The following is a 24,057-nucleotide window of genomic DNA, read 5'->3' as shown; positions in this document are numbered from 1 at the left end:
GCTTTCCGCCGGTCGTCTCTCCACGGCTTGTCTATCCTGTGATCGAACATGGATTGGGCAAAAGGAGCTTGCCAATGACCACGAGAGCCGTCCGCCGGGTGACGCGCCATCGCTGCGGCAAGGGCTTCACCTATCGTATGCCGAGTGGCGACACGCTGCGCGACAGGGCATGGCGTGCATGGATCGATTCGCTGGCGATTCCGCCGGCCTGGCGCGAAGTCGAGATCGTGCTCGACCGCCACCATCACCTTCACGCCACCGGGCGCGACACGGCCGGCCGCAAGCAATACATCTACAACGCCCAGTGGCGCCAGCAGCGCGAGGTACTCAAGTTCGATCGGATGATCGAGTTCGCGCAGCGCCTCACGCCCATGCGCCGCACGACCGGCCAGCACCTCGCGCTCGACGGCATGCCGCGCGAGAAGGTGCTCGCCTGCATGGTACGGCTGATCGACAGCGCCTACTTTCGCCCCGGCAGCGAACGCTATCGCGAAGAGAACCACTCTTACGGCCTGACCACCATGCGCTCGAAGCACCTGACCATCGAAGGCGACGAATTGATCTTCGATTACCAGGGCAAGAGCGGACAGCAGCAGCACCGCGTGGTGGCAGACGAGCGTCTGGCGAAGATCGTCGCCGAACTCGACGACATTCCCGGCTACGAGATCTTCAAGTACTTCGATGATGACGGCCACAAAGTCCAGGTCGACAGTCACGACCTCAACGACTACATCCATGAAGTCATGGGCGAACGCTTCAGCGCCAAGGACTTCCGCACCTGGGCCGGGACTTCGATCGCCGCGTTGGCGCTGGAGGAGGTCGGCCCGGGCGAGAACGACAAGATCAGCCAGAAGAACGTTCGCCAGGCCGTCGAACGGGTCGCCAAGACACTGGGCAATACGCCCAGCATCGCCAGGGCAAGCTACATCGATCCGCGTATCGTCGAGAGCTATCTCGATGGGCGTACGCTGGAACACTTCCGCAAACTGGTCGAAACCGAACTCGAACAGGATGACGAGCTGACGAGTCCCGACGAGCGCGCAATTTTGCACCTGCTGCAGAGCCGACTCGAGCAGGCCAGTTGAGCACTCCGAGCATGCGACCGACCTACCGCCAATCGACGCCGTGGTGGCCGGATGCTACAACAAGGATTCATCAGCGTCCCGACCTCGAGCGCCGGGACCGGCCCTCTTTCGCTACAGCCAAGGAATGCACCATGAGCTCCGCCGAGCCCGCCACCGATCCCATCGTCTACGTTGCCAATGCCGGCGACGGCACCATCGGCAGCTATCGTCTGGACCGCCAGGCCGAACGCCTGGTCGCGCTCGCCACCACCGAGGCCGCCGATGCGGTGATGCCGCTGGCGATCAGTCCCGACAAGCGCTATCTCTACGCCGCCGTGCGCAGCGAGCCACTACGCGTACTGAGCTATCGCATCGAGCCGGACAGCGGCGAGCTGACGCCGATCGGCAGCGGGCGCCTGTTCGGCAGCATGGCCTATATCGCCACCGACCGTTCCGGCCGCTACTTGCTGGCCGCCTCCTATGGCGGCAACGTCGTCAGCGTCAGCCCGATCGATAGCAATGGCGTGGTCGGCGATGCCACCCAGACGCTGGAGACCGGCAGCCGTGCCCACGCCATCCTGGCCACGCCGGACAATCGCCACGTGTTCGCCACCAACCTGGGCGACGACCGCCTGGTCCAGTTTCGCTTCCACGACGGCACGCTCACTCCCAACGAGCCGCCGGCCGCCGCCACCGCCGACGGCGTCGGCCCGCGACACTTCGTATTCTCTCCCTGCGGTCGCTTCGTCTATGTGCTGGGGGAGCTCAGCGCCACGGTGACCACGTTCGCGCTCGACGCCGACAACGGCACCCTGACGCCGGTCGCCGTCTGCGACGGGCTGCCCGACGACATGGATCTGGCGCCCGGCATGCCGCAGGAGAACATTCCCGAGGGCGACGACACGCCGCGCATCTGGGCCGCCGACCTGCACATCACCCCGGATGGCCGCCATCTCTATCTGTCCGAGCGCACCACCAGCACCTTGAGCACGCTGCGTGCCGACCCGGAAACCGGCAAGCTGCGATTTCTGCACAACCAGCCGACGGTGAAGCAGCCTCGCGGTTTCGAGATCGATCCCAGCGGGCGCTATCTCGTCGCCGCCGGCGAGTTGAGCGACCACCTGGCGCTTTATCGTATCGACAAGGAGAGCGGCGAACTCAGCCATCTGAGCGATGCGCCGGTGGGCAACAAGGCGAACTGGATCGAGATCGTTGCGTTCGCGTGATCGCGACAGGCCCGCGTGCGATTCGCGCCGACGATGACGAATCACTATCCTGTCCGCGAGCCCGCGCACGAATGCGCCGACCCGGTGGCGCTGGTATACTCTGGCGCGACCGCAAGTTGTCGACAACTCGGTCAGCGACCGTTGTCACCGTATCGAGCGGAAACGACGCCATCCTGGCCGAGAGCCGGTTTTCATGCCGACTGGCGTCGTGCCGCCATGCGATCGAATCTGAGTCGACAGACATCCCGAGATTTTCCAGGGAAATGCTGCGCGGACATCTCCGCGGTGTTTCCTAAGCGCTCGAGATTTCGTGCCATCGCTGTGATTAAGAGAGGTTAACGAACCGACATGCCCAATACGCCGAAGATCATCTATACACTCACCGACGAAGCGCCTGCGCTGGCCACCTACTCTCTGCTGCCGATCATCGAAGCCTTCACCGGCACTGCCGGGATCACGGTCGAGACCCGCGATATCTCTCTGGCCGCTCGCGTGCTGGCCCAGTTCCCGGACCTGTTGAACGACGAGCAGCGCGTCAGCGACGACCTCGCCGAACTCGGCCAGCTGGCGACCACGCCGGAAGCCAACATCATCAAGCTGCCCAACATCAGCGCCTCCGGCCCGCAGCTCAAGGCCACCATCAAGGAGCTGCAGAGCCAGGGCTATCCGCTGCCGGACTACCCCGACGAGCCCGCCAACGACGAAGAGAAGTCGATCAAGGCACGCTACGACAAGGCCAAGGGCAGCGCGGTCAATCCGGTACTGCGCGAAGGCAACTCCGACCGCCGCGCGCCGAAGTCGGTCAAGAACTATGCCCGCAAGTATCCGCACCGCATGGGTGAGTGGAGCGCCGACTCCCAGTCCCACGTCGCCCACATGAGCGAAGGCGACTTCTACGGTAGCGAGCGGTCCGCGGTGATCGAGAAGGCCGGCAAGCTCAAGATCGAGCTGCAGCAGAAAGACGGCACCCGTAGCGTACTCAAGGAGAACCTGGCGGTACTGGACGGCGAAGTGGTCGATGCGGCAACCATGAGCAGCCGCCGCCTGCGCGACTTCATCGACAGCGAAATCCAGGACGCCAAGCAGCGCAACGTGCTGTTCTCGCTGCACCTGAAGGCGACCATGATGAAGGTCTCCGACCCGATCATGTTCGGCATCGTGGTCCAGGAGTTCTACAAGGACGTGCTGGAAAAGCATGCCGATGCACTCGCCCAGGCCGGCTTCAGCCCGAATAGCGGTATCGGCGATCTCTACAGCGCGATCGAATCGCTGCCGAGCGATCGGCAGGAAGCGATCAAGCGCGACATCGATGCACTCTACAAAGAGCGTCCGCCGCTGGCGATGGTCAACTCACACAAGGGCATCACCAACCTGCACGTGCCCTCTGATGTGATCATCGATGCCTCCATGCCGGCGATGATTCGCGATTCCGGCAAGATGTGGGGCGCCGACGACCAGCTCCACGATACCAAGGCGGTGATTCCGGATCGCTGCTACGCCACCATCTACCAGACGGTGATCGAGGACTGCAAGAAGAACGGCGCCTTCGATCCGACCACTATGGGCAGCGTGCCCAACGTCGGCCTGATGGCGCAGAAGGCCGAGGAGTACGGCTCCCACGACAAGACCTTCCAGATCCCCGCCGACGGCACCGTCGTCGTCACCGACGACAGTGGCCGGACGCTGTTCAGCCATGACGTCGAAGCCGGCGATATCTGGCGCATGTGCCAGACCAAGGACGCGCCGATCCAGGATTGGGTCAAGCTGGCCGTGTCCCGCGCCCGCGAGAGCGGCGCCCCGGCGATCTTCTGGCTCGATCCCGAGCGCGCCCACGACGCCAGCCTGATCGCCAAGGTCGAGACCTACCTCAAGGACCACGACACCAGCGGCCTGGACATTCGCATCCTGCCGCCGGTGGAGGCGATGAAGGTCTCGCTCGAGCGCATCCGCAAGGGCGAGGACACCATCTCCGTCACCGGCAACGTGCTACGTGACTACCTGACCGACCTGTTCCCGATCATGGAGCTCGGCACCAGCGCCAAGATGCTCTCGATCGTTCCGCTGATGAACGGCGGCGGCCTGTTCGAGACCGGCGCCGGCGGCTCCGCGCCCAAGCACGTGCAGCAGTTCCTGGAAGAGAACCACCTGCGCTGGGACTCCCTGGGTGAATTCCTGGCCCTGGCGGCATCGCTGGAGCATCTCGGCAACACCTTCGACAACGCCCGCGCCAAGATCCTGTCGGCGACGCTGGACCGCGCCAACGGCGAACTGCTCGACAATGACAAGTCGCCCAAGCGCAAGGTCGGCGAGCTCGACAACCGCGGCAGCCACTTCTACCTGGCGCTCTACTGGGCCAAGGAGCTGGCTTCCCAGACCGAGGATGGCGAACTCAAGTCGCTGTTCGAGGAGATCGCCAAGACCCTCGGCGACAACGAGAAGGTCATCGTCGATGAGCTCAATGCCGTCCAGGGTCAGCCGGTCGACATCAAGGGCTATTATCACCCGAGCCAAGAACTGGCCAGCAATGCCATGCGTCCGAGCAAGACGCTCAACGCCGCGCTGGACAAGCTCTACAAGGCATCCTGAACGCGTACCGGCCCGGATTCCCGGGCCAGCTTCGCTTTCACCCACTAACAGAAACGGGCCCGTGCCAAATGGCACGGGCCCGTTCGCGTTGGGCGTTCTTCGCGGCGATCAGTTGGCCGCCAGCACCTCGGCGGACTTGCCGTCCTTGAAGCTCGGGACTTCCGGCTCGTCGACGGCGAAGATGCCACCGCTGAGACGACGTACCCGCTTCATGAACAGCGCGATGCAGATCAGCGTACCGATGGCCGCGACCACGTAGCTCAACTGCAGCGACAGACCGAAACCGATCGGCGCGTAGGCCAGATAGGTGAAGGTCGCCATGGTCATGAACACCGCCGGGATCGAGGTGATCAGGTGCGGCTTGCGCGCCAGGACCAGATACATGGTGGCGACCCACAGTGCGATCACCGCGGTAGTCTGGTTGGCCCAGGAGAAGTAGCGCCACAGCAGCGTGAAGTCGATATGGGTCAGCGCGTAGGACGCCACGAACAGCGGCGCGGCAATGACCAGGCGTTTGACCAGCGGACGCTGATCGACCTTCAGGTAGTCGGCGATGATCATGCGCGCGCTGCGGAAGGCGGTGTCGCCGGAAGTGATCGGCAGCACGATGACGCCCAGCACGGCCAGGGTGCCACCGATGGCGCCGAGCATGGTGGTGGAGACTTCGCTGACCACAGCTGCCGGACCGCCGGCGGCGAGCACGTCGGACAGCGTATGATCGCCATGGAACAGGCTCATCGCCGCCGCGGCCCAGATCATGGCAATGACGCCCTCGGTGATCATCATGCCGTAGAAGATCTTGCGCCCATTGCCCTCGTTTTCGGTGGTACGCGAGATGATCGGTGTCTGTGTGGCATGGAAGCCGGAGAGCGCACCGCAGGAGATAGTCAAAAACAGCAGCGGGAAGATCGGAGCACCTTGCGGATGCATGTTCTGGAACGACAGCTCTGGGATCGGCGCGCCGGTGAAAACCATGCCCAGACCGATACCCAGCGCACTGAACAGCAGCAAGGCGCCGAAATAGGGGTAGATACGGCCGATGATCTTGTCGATCGGCAGCAACGTCGCCAGCAGGTAGTAGGCGAAGATCGCGAGCGTGATCAGGGTCAGCGACAGCGGCGTCATGTTGGCCAGCAGCGCTGCCGGCGAGGTCACGAATACGGTGCCGACCAACAGCAGCAGCAGGATCGCGAAACCGTTGACCACGTGCTTCATGGTCTTGCCGAGGAACTTACCGGCCAGCTGCGGCAGATGCGCGCCGTGATTGCGAATCGAGATCATGCCGGTGAGATAGTCATGTACCGCGCCGGCGAAGATACAGCCGATCACGATCCAGACGAACGCCACCGGGCCATAAAGCGCGCCGAGGATGGGGCCGAAAATCGGGCCGACACCGGCGATGTTGAGCAACTGGATCAGCGAGTTGCGCGTGGTGTTCATGGGTAGGTAGTCGATATCGTCACGCATCGTGAACGCGGGGGTACGCCGCTTGCGATCGGTGACGAAGACTTTCTCCACGAACTTGCCATAAGTGAAGTAGCCCGCTATCAGCAGCAGGATAGACACTAGGAATGTAATCATTTGAGGTCCCTGAAACAGAGAAGACGCCTTGTGAGCGTCCGGCGGGTACGTTGCTGGACCGATAATGGTCACAGCCTAACTAGTCGGCCCTTAATTTACGGAGGTTACCAACCGAAAACAGCTAGACTTTAGTTGGAGCACGAGGCCGGCGATGCTTGTTTCAGCGGCGCTTCTCACGCATCCTGTCGCTTTCCGCCACGGCGCAGGCCGACTCCCGAACGATGAAGAATCCGATTGCCTTTCTGCTGCTGGCGCTGATCTCGATCACGTCGCCAGTCGTTGCCGCACCTTCCGAGTCGTCATTCCCCGATCTTCTCGCCCAGGCCGAGGTGGTGACGCGCCCTTCCGTTGACGAGCTTGCACGTCTGGCCCCGGACGCCGATCCGGACGTGCTGGCCCTGGGGCTCGCCACCATGCAGTGCGCACAACTCAATGGTGTCGGTGAAGACGCCGAGCGCCTGGCGGTGATCGACTACAGTCGCTCTTCGCTGACCCCGCGCCTGTGGGTGTTCGATCTGGCACGGGACAAGTTGCTCTATCACGAGGTCGTGGCCCACGGCCAGGGCTCCGGCGGCGACATACCGGATCATTTTTCCAACCAGGATGGCTCGCATGCCTCCAGCCTGGGGCTCTTCTATACCCGCCAGACCTATGAGGGCAAGAACGGCTACTCGCTGCGCATGAAGGGGCTGGAGCCGGGCTTCAACGATGCCGCCATGAGCCGCGCGATCGTGATCCACGGCGCCGACTACGTGAACCCCGCGCTAGGCCAGCGCCAGGGCCGCCTGGGCCGCAGTTGGGGCTGCCCCGCCCTGCGCCCGGGTATCGCCGGCGATATCATCGATGTGCTCAAGGATGGCCAGTTCGTCTTCTCTTACTACCCCGAGCGCGACTGGCTGATGCGCTCGGCGCTGTCGCAGTGCGCCCAAGCGCGCATCGACAAGGAACACACGGACACCCGCTTTATCAGTGTTCGCTGAGGCAACTGAGCGCGGGTTGTCAGATGCCACTGGGCGTACGACATTGAGAGTCAGGTCGATGTCATCGGTTGGCAAAAGGAATCTCTGGCCATGCCCCGTACCGGAATCATGCTCACGTTGCTTGCGGCCCTGGTCTTCTCGCCAGTCGGCTTCGCCGTTCCGTTCTGGGGCGACAAACAGTCGAGTCCGGTCGATACCCCGCTCGACCAACTCGAGCCGGGCGCCTGGATCTGGGGCGGCGACGATGAACGCGCCGGCCCGATGGCCGTGGTAGTCAGCCTCACCGAGCAGCGCGCCTACGTCTATCGCAACGGCATCCTGATCGGCGTCGCCACCATCAGCAGCGGGCGGCCGGGCTACGAGACGCCGACGGGCGTTTTTACCGTGCTGCAGAAAGACGAGGACCATCGTTCCAACCTCTACGGCAACGCCCCGATGCCCTACCAGCAACGCCTGACCTGGGATGGCGTGGCCCTGCATGCCGGCGGCCTGCCCGGCTATCCCGAGTCCCATGGCTGCGTGCATCTTCCCAGCGAATTCGCCCGCTTGCTGTTCGACGCCTCGAACCTTGGCATGACCGTGGTCGTCGCCAAAGAGGGACAAGCGCCGGTTTCCGTCGTTCATCCAGGGCCGCTGAGCCCGATCGACGCGCATACCGGCGCCGATGTCGAGATACCGCTACTGGCCAGCGGCAACAGTTGGCATTGGTCGGACGATGCCCCCGCCGAGGGGCCGATATCGATGGTGCTGAGCCGTAGCGACCGCCTGCTGGTGGTCTATCGTAACGGCATGGAGGTCGGCCGCTCACGGGTCGAGCTGAAACGCCCGGGTCTCGTCACCGGCACCCGTGCCTATATCGTCGAAGACAGCTCTCGATCCGCCACTGCGATGGATACGGATGGCGCTGCCGGGATGCCTTCCTGGATCGCCATCGGCGTGCCCGGCTACGAAAGCACCGCCGGCCGGCCCATACCCGCCGATAGGGTCAGCCAGGTGACCGTACCCGACGGCTTCAAGGCCAAGATATTGCCGCTGCTGTCGCCCGGGACGGTGCTGGTCGCGACCGATGCGCGCCTGAGTGCGCAGAATAGCGGCGAGCATCTGCGCCTCATCGACAGCGTCGGGCCGGACGATTGGCTGGAAGAGATCGACACCGAGCGCCATGTCGATACGGCACGGTGATGTTCGCGCATCGCCGCGACACGACAGTACGACGCCATGCATGGCGACTGCGACAAATACGCACTAGGCCGTTCCGGGAACCTGGCTTAAGGTGATCTCAGCGACGGCGTTGCGGCAGGGATTGCGTGGCTGAAAACCCGCTCGACGTCAGCGTTCCACTCTCCGCCAACGGAAGCCGTGTCACGGCAGCGAGGTTCCCATGTTCAAGTCCCTGTTGATTCCGATCGATGGTTCCCGAGATTCCCACACGGCGCTCAAGGTCGCTTGTCAATTGGCGGCACCGGTACAGGGCAAACTGTATCTGATCAATGTACGCGACCCTTATCCGCAGCTGCATCGTGGCGAGTTGATCAGCGTCGAGGCCGCGATCAAGGCTGCGTCCGTGGATACTGCCGAGAAGGAAGGGCGCGCCCTTCTCGACCAGGCACTCGACACCCTGCCCTCCTTTCCCGGCTACAACGGCGAATTCGATACCATCGTCAAACAGGGGTCGCCCGCGCGGGTCATCGTCGCGGAAGCCGAGCGGCTGGGCGTCGACGCTATCGTCATGGGCAGCCGCGGCCTCGGTCAGTTCAAGGGACTGATGATCGGCAGCGTCTCGCACAAGGTGACCCATGTCGCCAATTGCCGAGTGATCTGTGTCCACGAGACGCCCTTGCAGCATGCCAAGAAAGCCGTGAACGAGTTCCGCGGCTTCGATTGACGCTCGCGCATTTGCCGGCCGGGGCGCGTCTGTCCGGCGCGGCAACGGTTGCCGCTGTATTCGACCAGCAGGCCGGTGAAACCGATCGGCACGGCGAATGACTAGGCCGTCATGTGCGGCTCTCGCTTTTCCGATTGCAACAATCCGATGAGTTCCCGGATGGCGCGCTTCTGGATGATCTTTTCCCGTTGACGAGAGAGCCGCCGGCGGTCGGCATCGGCCAGATCGTCATCCCGGCGCGGCCCAAAGACCGTATCGAAGTCCAGGTGCGGAAAGAACTGCCGATGAAGTTGGCGGTTCTCTTCGAGGTAATGGTCCATGATGCTGCGGACTGCTTCTGGCGACATGAACGCCTTCTCCTTGCGGAACAGCTCGCTTTCCGGCCCCAGGGTCTGAAGCAACCGCTGCTTGAGTTCGTCGTCGTGAACGTTCTTGAACAGTCCACGTTGTTCCGCGAGGATTTCACAGAAGAAAGGATTCAAGCTGATGTTGCTGCGCGACTGGTCGAAATCGAAATCCGACAAATCATCGGCCAACCGGCTGAAGAAGTCCGTCAAGAGATCGCCGTCCTTCAGAGCAGCCGACGTGAGTGGCCTGACTGTCACGCTGTCACGACCATAGAGCTGGCTGAACATCTGGGCTATCGCCCAGTAATGAGGATTACGGCGACGTTGAGCCTCTTTATAGTACTCCTCGAACTTCTTGCCCTCCTTGAAGCCCCACTGCTGCCAGGCCGACAGGACGTAATCGTCTTGACGTCGAACGTAATAGATCACCTCGGCGGATTCGAAAGATTCCGTCAGTAGTCCATGAATCTGTCGGCCGATAGGCTGCATCAGGTGGTTGACGAGATTTTCCGCGGAAATCAGGAATGTAGCATCCCGCCATTGCGGGGCGTCCTGCCAAGCATGCAGGCGCGCGGCCAATCGGTCGGTGTCGCCGCTCTCCATTACTTGGCGGAAGAATTTTCGCGGGGTTTCTGCATGCGGATTGAACCCGCTCTCGCCAGGCAAGCGCAGTTGAGAATCGGGGATAACGACATGATGCCCCGCCAGGATGGCACGATTGCGGATGGTCGCTCTCTGAATACTTGTCGAACCGCATTTCGCATGTCCGGGATGGAGAAACAACTTCATGGTTATCCTCAATCGTTGCGTTATGTAACGCTTCAGATTTAAGTCATCCTTCAGACAGTGGCAACCATGCCGCCGAGAAACGGCAGAAGAACCCTACCTCAAACTGATATCGCTTAAACTTTTTCGTGCTTCAATATCATCCTCGATACCCTTTGCCAGTCTGATCTTGTTCATGCGCCCGATTACGACTGAAACATCGCCATCACCAGCACCCAAGTCGTTCGGCGACCGGGTGTCGATGGCCTCTCTCGTCAAGGCTGACGACAAAAGTAGCCTGAAAGGCGGCTTTGGTGACTGCACCCGACATCCAGGGCTTGCTTGCGCGCCGACGTGCCACCATCTTGGTATATCCCACGACAGGAGAACGACATGGCTAGCGGTTGGGCAAAAGACGGCGCTGTGCAGGATCAGATCGACAGCACGGTCGAAGATGGCATCAACGAGGCTCGCCAAAGGCTTCAGCGGCGCGGGCCGAGCTTGCATTCATGCGAAGAGTGCGACGAGCCCATTCCCGAAGCCCGGCGTCAAGCAGTGCCCGGGGTGAGGCTATGCATCGAATGCCAGGCTGAAGCCGACCGACGCCAGAGCCATCATGCCGGCTATAACCGCCGTGGCAGCAAAGATAGTCAATTACGTTAACTTTTTCTTTCGTTTTTATTTTTGTATATCAAGTGCTTAATCTCGCCATCCATTATATTTTCAGAAACTAATTTAACCAAAACTAAAGTTGCAGCAAATTTCCTTTTCTCTTCCTCTGAAATACTGCTAATCTAGTAGCCAGAACGCTCTTTTGAGCCAATTTTATACTATATGTTGATTTTCAAGCGGCAAATAAAACAGCTAGCGCTAATTTTGCCAGCGAACTATCGCCTACATCAGGCAGCCTAGGTTCATGGTCGCGATCCCGCGATCTTTCGGCCCGGGGCAGGTAAATCCTGTACCGGGCGTTTTTTTATACTGCAGTGCGGTTCAGCACTTCAGGCCATTTCTTTATAGATGGCTTTCTCGGGTACCAAACGCCGAGCCTTGAATCGTCGCGTTATCGGCTGTTCGATGCAGCGATAGAATACACAGCCTCCTGCCACCGCCACAACAAAACAGAGCAGACCAAGCAGATCGGTCTGAATCGACGGCAGAAAACGGATCGCCAACTTGTAGATCAGCGGCAACGCAAACATATGGGTAAGATAGATACTATAGGAGGCCTCTCCCAAAAACAGTACCATCGCGTTATTGATCTGCGGTACGTAGCATGCGCCCATGACGATCAGTGCGGCCGGAACACCCCATACGAACAGACGGTGCCATCCTAGCTCTACAATCAGGCTCATTCCCAAAAGCAACCCTCCCGCCAACAAGAGTGGATAACCGAGAGCGGCACCGATTCTGGCACGAAAGGCGTAAGCGACTCCCATTCCCAGCATGAATTCGAAAATAATGGCGTCCGAATAACCAAGCAGGTAGACGAACCCCAGTAACGCCGAAGTCATCAACACCGTCCCGAACAGGCCTCGCAACACGAGACTGCACGCAAACAGTACGTAGAACAGCATTTCGTATTCCAAGGTCCATCCCACGTTGATGATGGGGTGGCTGCCCGTGAAGAACTGAGAGGTCATCGTCATTGAAGTCACGAACCAGACCAGGTCGAACGTTTTCTCTCGGAACAACGCGGGCATCAATAGCAGCAGGCTGACCATGACGAGTGTCAATAGCCAGTAGATAGGCACGATGCGCTCGATGCGATTCTTCAGGAACCCCATGGGTGTGCGCTTGACACGCATCTGGGTATATACCATGACGAAGCCGGAAATCACGAAGAAGATATCGACGCCGCTGGCGCCCCACCCCGAAAGAAAGTTCATATAAATCAAGCTGACGCCGTAACTGTCAGCATGAAGGATGACATGATGGAAGACGACCATCAGTGCCGCAAGTGCCCTAAGCGCCTGGATATTGAAGACCATCCGAGTTCCCCTGACATGTGTTTATGGTAGTGATTCGTCACTCTTAATCTCCCGCCCGCCCATGCTGAATCGCCGTATTAGGCCGATGCGGCTTCTCAAAAGAATAGGGAACCTGTAATAGCGGCACTGTTATTAAGCGTCACCTAATGTAGCTAATGGGGCGCCGAACGTGACTTTAAACCCTTGTCAGCGACAGTGGACCTGTGCCAGTCAAACGTTTTCGCTGCGACGCAACTAATGCTCAGAGGTGGTTATTGCGATATAACCTATTGCCGAGAAATTTATCTGCCATCTAGGTGACGGCGGGTTAGCGAGTTCTGCTACTGTATACAATTCAACTTGGCTAGGGACCACTCCGGCTCGTGACAGGAGTCATGGATGAAATTATCAGAACTGGAAAAACAGATTCCGTTGACCAAAAAGAAGCGGCAGCAGCGAGAGGACAGCTTGGCATCGCTAGCCAAGCAAGCTGGCATGCCGGTTGGTACGCTGAAGACACGGATCAAGAAGTTCATGGACGAGGGAAACGATCGCCAGTTAGCGATCCAGAAGGCGCTGAGCCGCCCGATCGGGCCACAGGGGCGACCTCGCCAGTCCGGGCGTTGACGACATGACGAGTCCATCGCCATGGAGGTTACAAAACACTTCAATTTAGGACTTACTAATATTATGAGTGTTATGCATGCTAAATAGGTGACTTGGTCAAAAAGTCACGTGTCTCCAATGCCTTTTCATTCGTGATGGGTAGGCCCCTCTCTTCCCGGCCGGGACGCGGATATCATTCTCGCGCAGGCCGGGTTTCTTATTAGCTCGCTGACTCGAGTGCCATCCAGTAGGCACCGAAACTGGGCTTTCCCGTTGTAGAATGTGCCTAATGCTGCTGCTATCGCTCATGCATGATGACCATCGAGAGCGGTCGGCGGGATGCGTAAGGGGGGAAGTTTTATATAATTCAGCAGGCAAGCGCATGCTGGTTACTTCCCGTTGTAGTGTCATCCAACACGGCTAGATCCATTCACGTGTAATATCCGGGACAGCGGCTTCCAGCGACATGCCCCCGAGCATGGAAAATTACGGCACGGGGTTGATGTCGATTCTGCCAACAACGAGAAGTAAGTCTTTTATGAAAGCTGAAGTACCGCCTTCCCCTGACGTGATCATCGCCGGCGCCGGCCTCATCGGCATGACAAGTGCGCTCAAGTTGCAGCAGTTGGGCTACCGGGTCAGAGTCATGGATCGAAGTGAGCCGGGCCGCGGCGCATCCTTCGGTAATGCGGGCTACCTGGCCACCGAACTGATCGATCCGTTGTCGACCCCGGAAACATTGTGCAAAGCGCCACGGCTGCTGATCGACCCGCACGGTCCGCTATCCCTGCCTCCACGTTATCTGCCGACCATCGCCCCCTGGCTGGTCCGTTTCGCGCTCGCCGCTCGCCGTCATTCCGTCGATAGCGGACGCACAGCCCTGGCGGCACTCAACGCCAGTTCGGTCGCTGCTTGGCAGCGTTGTCTCGGCTCGATTGGCGCCGCCGATGAACTGATCGCATCCGGCTATCTGACCGTTTGGGAAAAGCCCGGTGGTTTGGGCCAAGCGCGGGAAAAACAACGGAAACTTCGCCAGTACGGCATCGAATCGGAAATTCTCGGCCATGAGGAAGTACATCGGCGCGATCCCGGTCTGAGTCAAGCGATCCAGCACGCCCTGCTGTTCCCCAACGCCTACCAGGTCAGCGATCCCTATCGGGTCGTCCAACGTCTCGTGGCGGCATTTCGTGAAGCCGGCGGAGAGATCGTCGAAGCCTCGGTCGAGGATATTCGCGTCGTCGATGACGGCGTGGTAGTCACCAGTGACCGAGGCGAGGTGAACGCCAAACATGTCATCGTCGCGCTTGGCGCCTGGAGTCGTCAGCTGGCATCGAAGCTGGAGCTGGACATTCCCCTGGAAACCGAACGTGGACATCACCTGACATTGAGCGGACGGCTGGGGGCCTTGCGCCAACCGATCGGTTCCGCCGATCGGAACGTGGTCATGACACCGATGCAATGCGGTCTACGGATTGTCGGTTTCTCGGAACTTGGCGGCCTCTTCTTGCCGCCAAGTGCCAAACGCTACCGTACGTTGAAGCATCACGCCGCCGCTCTCCTGGCAGACAGCAGCGGGCTGGAAAATGTCGATGAATGGATGGGGTTCCGACCTACCCTGCCGGATTCGCTACCGGTTATCGGCAAACATCCCAAACATTCCCAAGTTCAGTTCGCCTTCGGCCATCAGCATCTTGGCCTGACCCAGGCGGCGATCACGGCAGAGCTGAATGCCGATATCCTGATGAATAAAACGCCACAGATCGATATCCACCCGTTCCGTCCCGACCGCTTCAATAGGCATTAAGAGGCATCATTAAGTGGCCTTGGCCGCTAACAAGAGAGATAACATGACCCGCAGTATCATCCCCGGACAAGCCGAAGCTGCCATTCTGCCTTGTCAGCAAGGCCTCAGTTTCTGGGGCGGTGTGAATGCCGAGACGGGCCTCATCATCGATCGGCACCACCCTTTGGCAGGCCAAAGCGTCAGCGGCAAGGTCCTGGCCATGCCGACCAGCCGTGGTTCCTGCACTGGTAGCGGCGTCTTGCTGGAGTTGATTCGGAATGGCCAGGCGCCAGCGGCGCTGGTCTTTCAAGAGTCGGAGAGCGTTCTCACTTTGGGCGCGCTGGTCGCACGCCACGTTTTCGGCCAGACCATACCGGTCATTCAGCTCAGTGAGCGTGATCATGCGATCTTCTGCACGGCAAGGCATGCCATCATCGATAACGACCGCTTAGTGGCAGGAACGCTCGACTGCGCTTTACCGTCCATGGATGCCTCGGCGCTATCGCTGTCGGAGAGTGATCGCCGAATGTTGGAGGGGAAATTCGGCACCGCGGCCCAAACCGCCATGCGTATTCTCTACGATATGGCCGTGATCGAGAACGCGATACATCTGGTCGATGTCGCTCAAGTCCATATCGACGGCTGCATCTACGCCAGCCCGGCATTACTTCGGTTCGCGGAAATCTTCGCCGAGATGGGTGCCAAAGTCCGGGTTCCCACCACCATGAATTCGATCTCGGTCGACTATGCGCACTGGCGTAGCCAAGGCGTTCCGTCGGCGTTCGGGGAACCCGCGGCTCGGCTTGCCGACGTCTACGTGGAGATGGGTGCCAAGCCGAGCTTCACCTGCGCTCCCTACCTGCTCGACACCCAACCGACAGCGGGTGAGGTCGTCGCCTGGGCGGAGTCCAACGCGGTCATTTATGCCAATAGCGTTCTCGGTGCCCGCACGGCAAAGCATCCTGACCTACTCGACCTATGCATTGCACTGACGGGGCGCTCGCCCTACTACGGTGTCTATCTCGACGAACACCGACAGGCTCGCCGTATCATCGATGTCGCTCCGCTGGCGGAGGACAGCGATGACGCGTTCTGGCCGCTGCTCGGCTATCTGGCCGGCCAACTCTCCCCGGATCGTATTCCAGTGATCAGAGGCGTCGCCTCGATGTCGCCCAGCGATGACGGCCTAAAGGCGCTCTGCGCGGCTTTCGGCACGACATCTGCAGCGCCCATGCTACATGTCGAAGGCATCACGCCCGAGGCCGATCGAGTAGCAGAAGACGCCGACCGAGTTACAGTCTCAACCGCGGACCTGGCGCGGGTATGGCGGCAGCTCAACGCGAGCTCCAAGGCGATCGAACTGGTCGCGTTCGGTAGCCCTCACTTTTCGCTCCAGGAGTGCCGCAGACTTGCTGCTCTGATGGCCGGCCGCCACTGTGCGGACTCGGTGACGACGATCGTCACGTTGGGACGCGACACACTGGAGCGGGCTCGCAATGAAGGGCTGGCCGATCGACTCACCGCTGCAGGAGTGAGGCTGCACGCCGATCTCTGCTGGTGCTCGATCTCGGAGCCGGTATTTCCGACCTCGACGCGCGCGCTGATGACCAACTCGGGAAAGTATGCGCACTACGGCCCGGGGCTGAGTGGCCGTGCCGTGCGCTTCGGAAGTCTCGCCGAATGTGTCGAGGCCGCCTGTAGCGGGAAGGTCTCGTCGACGCTCCCTAAGTGGCTCGAGCCGGAAAGAACGGCCTGAGCCCCGAACCGATCTAGCTCTCGCCTTCGCCACCTGGCGGCGGGCAGGCCAGGGAATCCGGATGGAGCCCGATTGCAGTGGCTCCATCCGAAGCGGATATCAATCGATAGCGTCCAGCCCCATGGTTTCCAATCTGTCGAGTAGATCGATCTCCTGAGGCGAGAGCGCGATACCGTCACGCTCCGCTGCTCGCCTGGCCTCGTAGCGGCGCTGCGACGGCAGGCGGGCTCCCTGATCGACGATACTTTCGAGCAGACGCTCGCCATCCTCCACAGGATCGCGCCCGCGCCCCTTGGCAAGCACGGCAGGATCGAACGCCAGCACGAGCGCGCCGTGCCGGGGCAGCAGCGTCGAACTGCCACCCATGAATTCGAGCGCTTCCGAACTCATGAAGTCACCGATCATGGCGCCGGCCAACAGCTCTATCATGGTCGCGATCGCCGAGCCCTTGTGGCCGCCGAACGGCATCATCGCCCCTTCCAGCGCGGCGGCCGGATCGGTCGTGGGGTTGCCTTCCGCGTCCACGGCCCATCCTTCCGGTAACGAGCGGCCTTCACGACGATAGATCTCGATCTCACCACGCGCGGCGACACTCGTCGCAAAGTCGAATACGTAGGGATGCTCTCCCTTGCGCGGCCAGCCGAAGGCAAAGGGATTGGTACCGAACAGAGGGCGCTTGCCGCCGAAAGGCGCCATCACGGCATAGCTGGGGCACATGGAAATAGCCGCCAGACCATCGCGCGCCAGATCCTCCACTTCGTACCACAGGGCGGAGAAATGCAGGCAGTCATTGATCACCAGCGCGGCCAGGCCATGGGTCTTCACCCGCTCGATCAAGTATGACCGTGCGACCTCATAGGCTGGGGAGGCATACCCTCCCTTGGCATCGGCCCGCAGTACAGGCCCTTCGCCCTCGGCCACGCTCGGCACCACATCGGGCTCGACCTTGCCCGCCTTGAGAACCCGAAGGCAACCCTCGATTCGATACACTCCGTGAGACTTGCAATTGTCCCGCTCACCGGCCGTGATCACCCGGGCGACCGCGCCCGCCGCGATGGCGTTGACGCCGCACCGTTCGAAGATACGCGCCACCCGGCTCTCCAACTCGCCAATGGTCAGGGTCGTTGATGTTGTCATTGCTGCCCTCTCTCCAACTTCAGTTGTCCCACCCAGGCGCATTGGAAGCGGATCATTGGGGGGCATCGATATGAGTACAAGCCCAGAAAACTCGGGCCGGTGCATCCAGCGCGCGCAAGGCGTGCTCGACCTTGCTGTCGAAGTAGGCGCAATCTCCTGGCTCGAGAATCACCGGCTCATAATGCTCCAGACACAGTTCGACTCGCCCCTCGAGGACGAAGATCGTCTCTTCACCGTCGTGAGAGTCGAAATCCCCCCGCATGAGTTGACCCTGATTCTCGATCGTCGCCACCATCGGGATGATTCGCTTGCCAGCCAAGGCTTGTTACGGTGCTCATCGGCCGCATCCAAAACTGCCTGTTTGGACGGCGCCAGAACGCACTCCAGCCGTCGTAGCAGCGTGAAAGGCAGGATGATGCGGTCATCTAGGGCTGCTTGAAATCGCCGCGCAGCAGGTCCGCCACCGACCAGATGAAGGCGGCCAGCTGTGAATGGCTCTCGGTGTTCAAAGTGCTTTCCTAGGTCTCGAGGCTAATTGATGGCCAACATCATACACAGCCGGACATGGGAACGGGGAGGCCTATGAATCGCGCTTGCTCTTATAGGTAGGCCAAGCCAAAGCCCCTCAAGAAAGATATTCTGAGTAGCTCTCAGCCAACTTTTGGATATTCTCATCCATATACTGCAAATGCGCTTTCATTGCGTTTTCCGCTGCGTCGGGATCACGCTTGGCGATAGCATCGATAATCCGCGTATGTTCCTCGACAATCGCAGGCACACGCTCTTCATTGAGAAACAACATCCGAACTCGGTTGATATGCAACTGAACGTGATAAATGATTTGCCACACTGATGGTCGCCCAGCAATATCGGCAATCTTTTGATGAAGCTCCTCATCGAGGGTTTCTATCTTGTAGTATTGCCCTTGCCGGTAAACTAGCCGCTGGTGCTCGAGATTATCATATAAATCTCTAGCATCGCGGTCCTTGCATTGAGCAGCGGCATCACGTACCAGGGCGCATTCCAGTACCGAGCGAGTATAATGGGCCGCTTTGACGACATCGAGCCGGATAGGTGTAACAAAAGTACCTCGTTGCGCGAAGATATCGACAAAGCCGTCGTAACGTAATCGCATCAGGGCTTCGCGGATTGGCGTGCGACTAATGCCGAATTCTTCCGATAACGCTTTTTCGTGAATTCTTTCACCGGGTTTCAGTACGGTGGTAATGATCTTTTCGCGTATATCGCTATAGGCACGATCACTCGATGACCGCTCCTGTACCCCTTGCATCATGTTCTAGGTTCCCTGGCTAACGCGGACCATTACGCTCTGTTCCATGAATTCTACCCTTCCGCTCTATGTGGCGCTAACCGCTTGCCCCGCACATGACTCGCGTATCAACGAACGGTCGAGTTCCTGAAGGTTGCTACATCCAAGAAGCCCTAGGGTTCGATCCATCTCCTTGTACAACAAGCCAAGTGCATGATCGACCCCTTCCTGACCACCTGCCCCCAATCCATAGAGTGTCGTGCGGCCGAGCAGTACCGCGTCTGCCCCAAGCAGCACCGCCTTGAGAATATCGCTACCGCGCCTGAAACCACCATCCAATAGAACGGTGAACTCGTCTCCGACCGCAGCCCTGACTTCCGGAAGGATTTCCATCGGCGAGACGGAACTATCCAGTTGACGCCCCCCATGATTGGACAACACCACGCCGTCGACACCGTACTCGACCGCCGTGCGGGCTTCTTCCACCGATAGAATGCCCTTGAGCAGCAAGTTGCCGGACCAGTTATCTCGTAGCCAACGGATATCCTCCCAGTTCAGCGAAGGCATCAAATGCTTACCGATTTCGGCGGCTGCGCCCTTCACGGAAGAATCCTCGGGCGGCAAGAGATCCCCCAGATTCTTGAAGGTCGGCACACCGTTCGGATACAGCACATCCTTCATCCAGCGTGGTTTGCTCAATACATGCAGCTTGTTGCGCCAATTGAGCACGAAGGGGCGTGCGTAATTACGCGTATCCCACTCCCGGTTGCCGTAAATGGCGCTATCCGTGGTCACGACAATCGTATCGTACCCCGATGCACGACAGCGGTTGACCAGGTTCTCCACATAGTCATGGTCGCGATAGAAGTAGATCTGCATCCATGGCCATCCACCAGGAATCTTTGCTATCTCCTCCAGTGGCTGGGTCGAGACGTTGCTTAGCGTAAAAGGAACATCTCGGCCTGCCGCAGCGCGGGCCAGCTTGGAATCCCCCTCTTGGGTGATCATGCCGTTGAACCCCGTCGGTCCGATCACGACCGGCATGCTCACCTTGTGGCCCAGCAGGTTTTGGCTTAGATCCCGCTGACTAACATTGGTCAGTGTCTTGGGCGTAAATCTGTAGCGGTTGAATACAGCCCGATTGTTCATCAGACTAACTTCGTCGTCGGAGCCACCATGAATGTATTCATAGACGAAGTTCGGAAGTCGTCGACGTGCGATCTCGGCAAGTTCCGCAATGCTCAGTGCCTGATCATAGCGCCGTCTATGCGGCATGATTCTTTTCATGTCAGCTCCATCGTTCAACCGTTATGCAAAATACTTAACGGAAAGGTCACGATCTCAGGGAATAGGATTAGTGCAAACAAAATGGCCACGTACATCAGGAGCATTGGCCATATGCCACGCGAAATATCGATGATGCTGATTCTGCTAATGCTGCATCCCACATAAAGCACAGTACCCACCGGTGGTGTAATCAAGCCAATGGAGAGGTTAATGATCATCACCACTCCGAAGTAAATGGGGTCGATGCCGAGCTGCTTGACCACCGGAATAAGCACGGGTGCGAAAATCAATACGGCGGGAGTCATGTCCATTACGCAGCCGAAAAGCAGCAGTATGGCCATAATGATCAAAAGCAGCAGTGTCGGACTATCCGTAATGCTCGTGAGGCCCGCGGCGATTTGCGCCGGAATTTGCGCCACCGTGATAGCGTAAGCTGTGACAATGGCCGCCGAAGCAATCAACATCACAATGGCCGTCGTCTTGGCGGTGTTGGTGAGCACATCGAAAAGCTGCGTCAGGCGGATTTCTCGATAGCAAAGACTGATCAATAAAGCATATACCGCTGCGACAACGCCCGCTTCGGTCGGCGTGAACACACCACCACGGAGCCCGACGATAATGATGAGGGGCAGCAGCAAGGCCCAGAAGGCACGTTTGAAGCTCCGGATGCGCGCCTGCCAACTTGCACGCTCGAGCCGCTTTGTGTCGGCTTTCCGGGCAACGAGCCACCAGGTAAACGTCATCCCGATAGCCATGAGAATCCCGGGAACGATACCGCCCATGAACAACCCGGTAATCGAAACGCCGCCCACGACCCCATAAAGTATCAAGGGAATGCTTGGCGGAATCACGGTCCCCACGATGCCGACGGAGGCTACCAAGGCGGTCGAGCGCTTCTTCTCGTAGCCTTGCGCCACCATCATGGGAATGAGGATCGACCCCAGCGCCGCAGTATCGGCAACCGCGGAGCCGGATAAGCCTGCAAAGATCACGCCTGCCACGATGGCGACATAGCCCAGGCCGCCTTTCACATGGCCCACCAGTGACGAGGCAAAGTCGACGATGCGCTTGGAAACGCCCCCGGCATTCATGATCTCGCCGGTAAGGATGAAAAAGGGAATGGCCATCAAGGCAAAGCTATTCGCGCCGGTGATGAAGTGCTCGGCCAGTGTCGTGACATTGAACATGTCCTGGGTCCACATCATCACCACGGCGGAGCTGAGCATGGCGAAGGCGATCGGCATGCCGATCAACATCAACGAGAACAGCACGGCAAGGAAGACGACGACCATCATGACACCGACTCCTGGTCATGATCGTATGCCCATGTGGGGCCATTGCGGCCGGTCAGGACAAAGCTCAACGCCTGGTACGCCATCACCGCGGACATCAGAATGGCCGCGATCATGCCGGCATAGTAGTAGTTGTTGATGGGAATATCGGTGGCGGGCCCTGTAATCCCCATATTCAGTTCGATTAGGACCAGAAGCCCTTTGACCACGAGCGTCATCACCGCCACGGTCAGGGCCGTAGTCAACAGAAAAAGTAACTTCTGAAGCCAACCGGGAACATGGCGGACCAGGATGTCCACTCCCAAATGGCTATGCTCTACCACGGCGAGGATAGATCCTAGGAACACAACCCATACGAAGAGATACCGCGCTACCTCGCTGGACCATGTCAATCCGCTATCAAATGCATAGCGGAGAACGACATTGGTAAAAACGAACCCCACCATCAGAGTTATCGCAAAGGCGATGGCAAGTCTTATTGCCTTATTCAAAAAACCGAACAAGGTCGTCATCGACATGATACTACCCCTTATCCACTCGGCTTAGCCATGCGCCCCTAGAGCCCGCATGGCTGGCATATACATGACGAACTTTAGGAGTCTCCACGCACCATGTTCACCATGTCTTCAGCCCAGTCATACTGACTGTAAAAATCGTCATAGATCGGCTGCACTGCCTTTACCATTTCATCATGAAACTCTTGGCTCGGTTCCGTCACTTCCAGGCCGGCCTTCTCGAGCTCTTGCTTGATCTGGGATGCGGATTCCCGCATCAGCTGCCACTCCATCTCCATGGATTGGCGAGAGGCTTCCTGGATGACGTCTTTCTCGTCATCGCTCAGATTGTCGTAAAACTGTTGATTCATCAGGTACACGTTGGGGCTAAACATGTGCCGGCTTTCCAGCACATTGTTCTGCACCTCATACCACCCTGAGCGATAAAGCGTAGCCAGGGGATTATCCTGTCCGTCGATCACCCCCTGCTCGAGCGCCGGGTAGACTTCGGACATCCCCATGGTCTGCACGTTGGCGCCTAGCGCCTGCCCCACTTCCACGTACAGTTCCAGGTTGGGCATTCTCAGCTTGAAGCCATCGAAGTCGTCCATGCTGTCGATTTTTTCCTTGCTCGAGAAAACCCGAAACCCATTCGCCGTCCACGCCAGGGGCTCTACCCCCAGCTCACGGAAATAGGGATCGATCTTCTCGCCGACAGGGCCATTCAGCATCGACTGCGCTTGATCATAGTCTTCGAACAGGAATGGCCACTCGGGAAACCCGATTTGCGGCTTGGCAGTCTGCAGTCCCATTCCGGCAATCGCCATTTCGATGCTGCCGGTTCTGACGCCATTGGTGTATTGCCGCTCATCACCGAGCGAACTGTTGGGGTAAATCTTCACCTGCATGTCGGAATGGCTTTCGACATATGGTTTGAATTTTTCGCGAATAGCCACGTTTTGAGGATGGTCTTCCGCAAAGTAACTCGCGACCTTAATAGTTGCAGAACTTTGTGCATAGACATGTCCGGCAAACATGGCCGTCCCCAACAAAGCGGGACCAACCAGAGTGCGGCCTATGATGGCTGAAAGTGAGTGCGTCATTGTCGTGCTCCCCGTTATCTGGTACAGGCGCTGGCGTCGAAGGCTCCCGCTGGAGCCGATTGATATACTAATATTCACTCCCTATCACGCCTAGAAAGACTTTTGTCTAAATACAGACGGCTTAGCTTTTAGCTTGGCGATGAGGGGGTGAATTGGGCCTGGTGTCTGCAGAAATGATAGGAGCTCTCTGCGGTTGCGATGGTGGGCTTGAGAGAGTTTCAACCCTGGCTATCCAGCCAGTTACTGGAGCCTCTGGCACGGAGCGCATCGACTCGAATAGCACATTGGTATCGAGGATAGTCACATGTCGGTCAGTGATCCACGAACCCATCTGTGTCGGCCTGAGTCAGAGCAGCGTCTGACGCGCCTTCGGCGCCATCGCCTTGGCTTGTGTTTCCACCGCGTAGAGCTTGCGGATCTGATTGAGCGCCCAGTCGGCCTTGCCGGTCTTGCCCTTGGGTTGGACCTTCTGCGCTTCGACGAACTTGCGCCGTGCATGGGCCCAGCAGCCGGCATGGGTGATGCCGTTCTTTCGCACCACCTCGCCGTAGCCCTCGTAGCCGTCGGTGACCAGGCGACCAGCATAGTCACCCAGCAGGCGCACGGGCACCCGGCCGGCTCGGCTGGCGTCATAGTCGAACAGTACGATCTGTTGTCCCGGCGGGCCGCCGCGCTGCAACCACATATAGGACGTGGCACTCGCTGTCCGGTCGGCTTCTTGATTGACCTGTAACGTCGTTTCATCCATATGGATCAGCGGTGCCCGTAACAGATGTCGACGTAGCGTCTCGATCAGCGGCGTGAGCCGCTCACCGACCTGAACCATCCAGCGCGCCAGGGTATGGCGCGGGATCTCCGCGCCATGACGGGCAAAGATCTGGCTCTGCCGATACAACGGCAGCGCATCCTGATACTTGGCGGTGGC

Annotated in this window: 20 protein-coding genes and 1 pseudogene; 10 read left to right on the top strand and 11 right to left on the bottom strand. The window is 59.2% G+C overall.

Annotation, left to right across the window (positions count from 1 at the left end):
• Positions 1 to 74: 74 nt before the first annotated feature.
• From DOM57_RS12655 to DOM57_RS12645, 3 genes are all read left to right on the top strand, one after another.
• A complete protein-coding gene (locus DOM57_RS12655) occupies positions 75 to 1,085 on the top strand; it encodes a DNA topoisomerase IB (protein WP_110649563.1) in 1,011 nt (336 codons plus the stop codon).
• A 131-nt stretch (positions 1,086 to 1,216) separates the two neighbouring features.
• Positions 1,217 to 2,290 carry a lactonase family protein gene (locus tag DOM57_RS12650; RefSeq protein WP_110649562.1) on the top strand — a complete coding sequence of 358 codons (1,074 nt, stop codon included), beginning with the start codon at positions 1,217 to 1,219 and terminating at the stop codon, positions 2,288 to 2,290.
• Between the two features lie 348 nt (positions 2,291 to 2,638).
• A complete protein-coding gene (locus tag DOM57_RS12645) occupies positions 2,639 to 4,876 on the top strand; it encodes an NADP-dependent isocitrate dehydrogenase (protein ID WP_110649561.1) in 2,238 nt (745 codons plus the stop codon).
• A gap of 108 nt (positions 4,877 to 4,984) precedes the next feature.
• Here DOM57_RS12645 and DOM57_RS12640 read toward each other — a convergent pair whose 3' ends face one another.
• Positions 4,985 to 6,457, bottom strand: a complete 1,473-nt coding sequence (locus DOM57_RS12640; protein ID WP_110649560.1) for a carbon starvation CstA family protein — start codon at positions 6,455 to 6,457, stop codon at positions 4,985 to 4,987.
• A 155-nt stretch (positions 6,458 to 6,612) separates the two neighbouring features.
• On the opposite strand from DOM57_RS12640, the gene DOM57_RS12635 reads away from it, so the two are divergent.
• The 3 genes from DOM57_RS12635 to DOM57_RS12625 all read left to right on the top strand — a co-directional run bounded on the left by DOM57_RS12635 (position 6,613) and on the right by DOM57_RS12625 (position 9,322).
• Positions 6,613 to 7,437: a murein L,D-transpeptidase catalytic domain family protein gene (locus DOM57_RS12635; RefSeq protein WP_239496213.1), complete on the top strand. Its 825-nt coding sequence runs from the start codon at positions 6,613 to 6,615 to the stop codon at positions 7,435 to 7,437.
• Between the two features lie 90 nt (positions 7,438 to 7,527).
• Positions 7,528 to 8,619, top strand: a complete 1,092-nt coding sequence (locus DOM57_RS12630) for a L,D-transpeptidase (protein ID WP_110649559.1) — start codon at positions 7,528 to 7,530, stop codon at positions 8,617 to 8,619.
• 199 nt (positions 8,620 to 8,818) lie between these two features.
• The gene (locus DOM57_RS12625) at positions 8,819 to 9,322 is read left to right on the top strand and encodes a universal stress protein (RefSeq protein ID WP_110649558.1); all 504 of its coding nucleotides are present in this window, start codon (positions 8,819 to 8,821) and stop codon (positions 9,320 to 9,322) included.
• A 101-nt stretch (positions 9,323 to 9,423) separates the two neighbouring features.
• Here DOM57_RS12625 and DOM57_RS12620 read toward each other — a convergent pair whose 3' ends face one another.
• The gene (locus tag DOM57_RS12620; RefSeq protein WP_162619525.1) at positions 9,424 to 10,458 is read right to left on the bottom strand and encodes a hypothetical protein; all 1,035 of its coding nucleotides are present in this window, start codon (positions 10,456 to 10,458) and stop codon (positions 9,424 to 9,426) included.
• A gap of 369 nt (positions 10,459 to 10,827) precedes the next feature.
• Here DOM57_RS12620 and DOM57_RS12615 point away from each other — a divergent pair, with 369 nt between their 5' ends.
• On the top strand, positions 10,828 to 11,097 hold the full coding sequence (locus DOM57_RS12615; protein WP_110649556.1) for a DksA/TraR family C4-type zinc finger protein: 270 nt from the start codon (positions 10,828 to 10,830) through the stop codon (positions 11,095 to 11,097).
• Positions 11,098 to 11,435: 338 nt separating this feature from the next.
• On the opposite strand, the gene DOM57_RS12610 is transcribed toward DOM57_RS12615, so the two are convergent.
• Positions 11,436 to 12,425 carry an acyltransferase family protein gene (locus DOM57_RS12610; protein WP_110649555.1) on the bottom strand — a complete coding sequence of 330 codons (990 nt, stop codon included), beginning with the start codon at positions 12,423 to 12,425 and terminating at the stop codon, positions 11,436 to 11,438.
• A gap of 378 nt (positions 12,426 to 12,803) precedes the next feature.
• Between DOM57_RS12610 and DOM57_RS12605 the strand changes: the two genes are divergently transcribed.
• The 3 genes from DOM57_RS12605 to lhpI all read left to right on the top strand — a co-directional run bounded on the left by DOM57_RS12605 (position 12,804) and on the right by lhpI (position 16,549).
• A complete protein-coding gene (locus tag DOM57_RS12605; protein ID WP_110649554.1) occupies positions 12,804 to 13,031 on the top strand; it encodes a hypothetical protein in 228 nt (75 codons plus the stop codon).
• A gap of 517 nt (positions 13,032 to 13,548) precedes the next feature.
• The gene (locus DOM57_RS12600) at positions 13,549 to 14,814 is read left to right on the top strand and encodes an NAD(P)/FAD-dependent oxidoreductase (RefSeq protein ID WP_110649553.1); all 1,266 of its coding nucleotides are present in this window, start codon (positions 13,549 to 13,551) and stop codon (positions 14,812 to 14,814) included.
• 43 nt (positions 14,815 to 14,857) lie between these two features.
• Entirely contained in the window at positions 14,858 to 16,549 is a 1,692-nt protein-coding gene (gene lhpI, locus DOM57_RS12595) for a cis-3-hydroxy-L-proline dehydratase (protein ID WP_110649552.1), read from the top strand.
• 99 nt (positions 16,550 to 16,648) lie between these two features.
• Here the strand turns inward: lhpI and DOM57_RS12590 are convergent, their stop codons facing one another.
• The 8 genes and pseudogenes from DOM57_RS12590 to tnpC form a co-directional block, all read right to left on the bottom strand.
• Complete coding sequence (locus DOM57_RS12590; protein WP_110649551.1) at positions 16,649 to 17,686, bottom strand: Ldh family oxidoreductase; 1,038 nt, start codon at positions 17,684 to 17,686, stop codon at positions 16,649 to 16,651.
• Between the two features lie 52 nt (positions 17,687 to 17,738).
• On the bottom strand, positions 17,739 to 18,005 hold the full coding sequence (locus DOM57_RS12585; protein ID WP_204352962.1) for a cupin domain-containing protein: 267 nt from the start codon (positions 18,003 to 18,005) through the stop codon (positions 17,739 to 17,741).
• A 306-nt stretch (positions 18,006 to 18,311) separates the two neighbouring features.
• Positions 18,312 to 18,980 carry a GntR family transcriptional regulator gene (locus DOM57_RS12580; RefSeq protein ID WP_110649549.1) on the bottom strand — a complete coding sequence of 223 codons (669 nt, stop codon included), beginning with the start codon at positions 18,978 to 18,980 and terminating at the stop codon, positions 18,312 to 18,314.
• A 63-nt stretch (positions 18,981 to 19,043) separates the two neighbouring features.
• Positions 19,044 to 20,243 carry an alpha-hydroxy acid oxidase gene (locus DOM57_RS12575; RefSeq protein WP_110649548.1) on the bottom strand — a complete coding sequence of 400 codons (1,200 nt, stop codon included), beginning with the start codon at positions 20,241 to 20,243 and terminating at the stop codon, positions 19,044 to 19,046.
• A 14-nt stretch (positions 20,244 to 20,257) separates the two neighbouring features.
• Positions 20,258 to 21,538, bottom strand: a complete 1,281-nt coding sequence (locus DOM57_RS12570; RefSeq protein ID WP_110649547.1) for a TRAP transporter large permease — start codon at positions 21,536 to 21,538, stop codon at positions 20,258 to 20,260.
• The gene (locus DOM57_RS12565) at positions 21,535 to 22,053 is read right to left on the bottom strand and encodes a TRAP transporter small permease (protein ID WP_110649546.1); all 519 of its coding nucleotides are present in this window, start codon (positions 22,051 to 22,053) and stop codon (positions 21,535 to 21,537) included. Before DOM57_RS12565 ends, DOM57_RS12570 begins: the two co-directional genes overlap by 4 nt.
• Positions 22,054 to 22,127: 74 nt before the next feature.
• Complete coding sequence (locus DOM57_RS12560) at positions 22,128 to 23,132, bottom strand: TRAP transporter substrate-binding protein (RefSeq protein WP_239496212.1); 1,005 nt, start codon at positions 23,130 to 23,132, stop codon at positions 22,128 to 22,130.
• A 352-nt stretch (positions 23,133 to 23,484) separates the two neighbouring features.
• Positions 23,485 to 24,057 (bottom strand): annotated as a pseudogene (gene tnpC / locus DOM57_RS12555) (IS66 family transposase); the annotation flags it as partial.

The sequence above is a fragment of the Salinicola peritrichatus genome (genome assembly GCF_003206715.1).
Taxonomy (GTDB): domain Bacteria; phylum Pseudomonadota; class Gammaproteobacteria; order Pseudomonadales; family Halomonadaceae; genus Salinicola; species Salinicola peritrichatus.
The sequence above is the reverse complement of the archived record's forward strand: the minus strand, read 5'-3'. Positions and strand labels throughout refer to the sequence as shown.

Excerpts from the sequence above, each read along its gene's own strand:
- DOM57_RS12655 (WP_110649563.1), top strand. The coding sequence starts at position 75 with ATGACCACGAGAGCCGTCCGCCGGGTGACGCGCCATCGCTGCGGCAAG.
- DOM57_RS12650 (WP_110649562.1), top strand. The coding sequence starts at position 1,217 with ATGAGCTCCGCCGAGCCCGCCACCGATCCCATCGTCTACGTTGCCAAT.
- DOM57_RS12645 (WP_110649561.1), top strand. The coding sequence starts at position 2,639 with ATGCCCAATACGCCGAAGATCATCTATACACTCACCGACGAAGCGCCT.
- DOM57_RS12640 (WP_110649560.1), bottom strand. The coding sequence starts at position 6,457 with ATGATTACATTCCTAGTGTCTATCCTGCTGCTGATAGCGGGCTACTTC.
- DOM57_RS12630 (WP_110649559.1), top strand. The coding sequence starts at position 7,528 with ATGCCCCGTACCGGAATCATGCTCACGTTGCTTGCGGCCCTGGTCTTC.
- DOM57_RS12625 (WP_110649558.1), top strand. The coding sequence starts at position 8,819 with ATGTTCAAGTCCCTGTTGATTCCGATCGATGGTTCCCGAGATTCCCAC.
- DOM57_RS12620 (WP_162619525.1), bottom strand. The coding sequence starts at position 10,458 with ATGAAGTTGTTTCTCCATCCCGGACATGCGAAATGCGGTTCGACAAGT.
- DOM57_RS12615 (WP_110649556.1), top strand. The coding sequence starts at position 10,828 with ATGGCTAGCGGTTGGGCAAAAGACGGCGCTGTGCAGGATCAGATCGAC.
- DOM57_RS12610 (WP_110649555.1), bottom strand. The coding sequence starts at position 12,425 with ATGGTCTTCAATATCCAGGCGCTTAGGGCACTTGCGGCACTGATGGTC.
- DOM57_RS12605 (WP_110649554.1), top strand. The coding sequence starts at position 12,804 with ATGAAATTATCAGAACTGGAAAAACAGATTCCGTTGACCAAAAAGAAG.
- DOM57_RS12600 (WP_110649553.1), top strand. The coding sequence starts at position 13,549 with ATGAAAGCTGAAGTACCGCCTTCCCCTGACGTGATCATCGCCGGCGCC.
- lhpI (WP_110649552.1), top strand. The coding sequence starts at position 14,858 with ATGACCCGCAGTATCATCCCCGGACAAGCCGAAGCTGCCATTCTGCCT.
- DOM57_RS12590 (WP_110649551.1), bottom strand. The coding sequence starts at position 17,686 with ATGACAACATCAACGACCCTGACCATTGGCGAGTTGGAGAGCCGGGTG.
- DOM57_RS12580 (WP_110649549.1), bottom strand. The coding sequence starts at position 18,980 with ATGATGCAAGGGGTACAGGAGCGGTCATCGAGTGATCGTGCCTATAGC.
- DOM57_RS12575 (WP_110649548.1), bottom strand. The coding sequence starts at position 20,243 with ATGAAAAGAATCATGCCGCATAGACGGCGCTATGATCAGGCACTGAGC.
- DOM57_RS12570 (WP_110649547.1), bottom strand. The coding sequence starts at position 21,538 with ATGATGGTCGTCGTCTTCCTTGCCGTGCTGTTCTCGTTGATGTTGATC.
- DOM57_RS12565 (WP_110649546.1), bottom strand. The coding sequence starts at position 22,053 with ATGTCGATGACGACCTTGTTCGGTTTTTTGAATAAGGCAATAAGACTT.
- DOM57_RS12560 (WP_239496212.1), bottom strand. The coding sequence starts at position 23,132 with ATGACGCACTCACTTTCAGCCATCATAGGCCGCACTCTGGTTGGTCCC.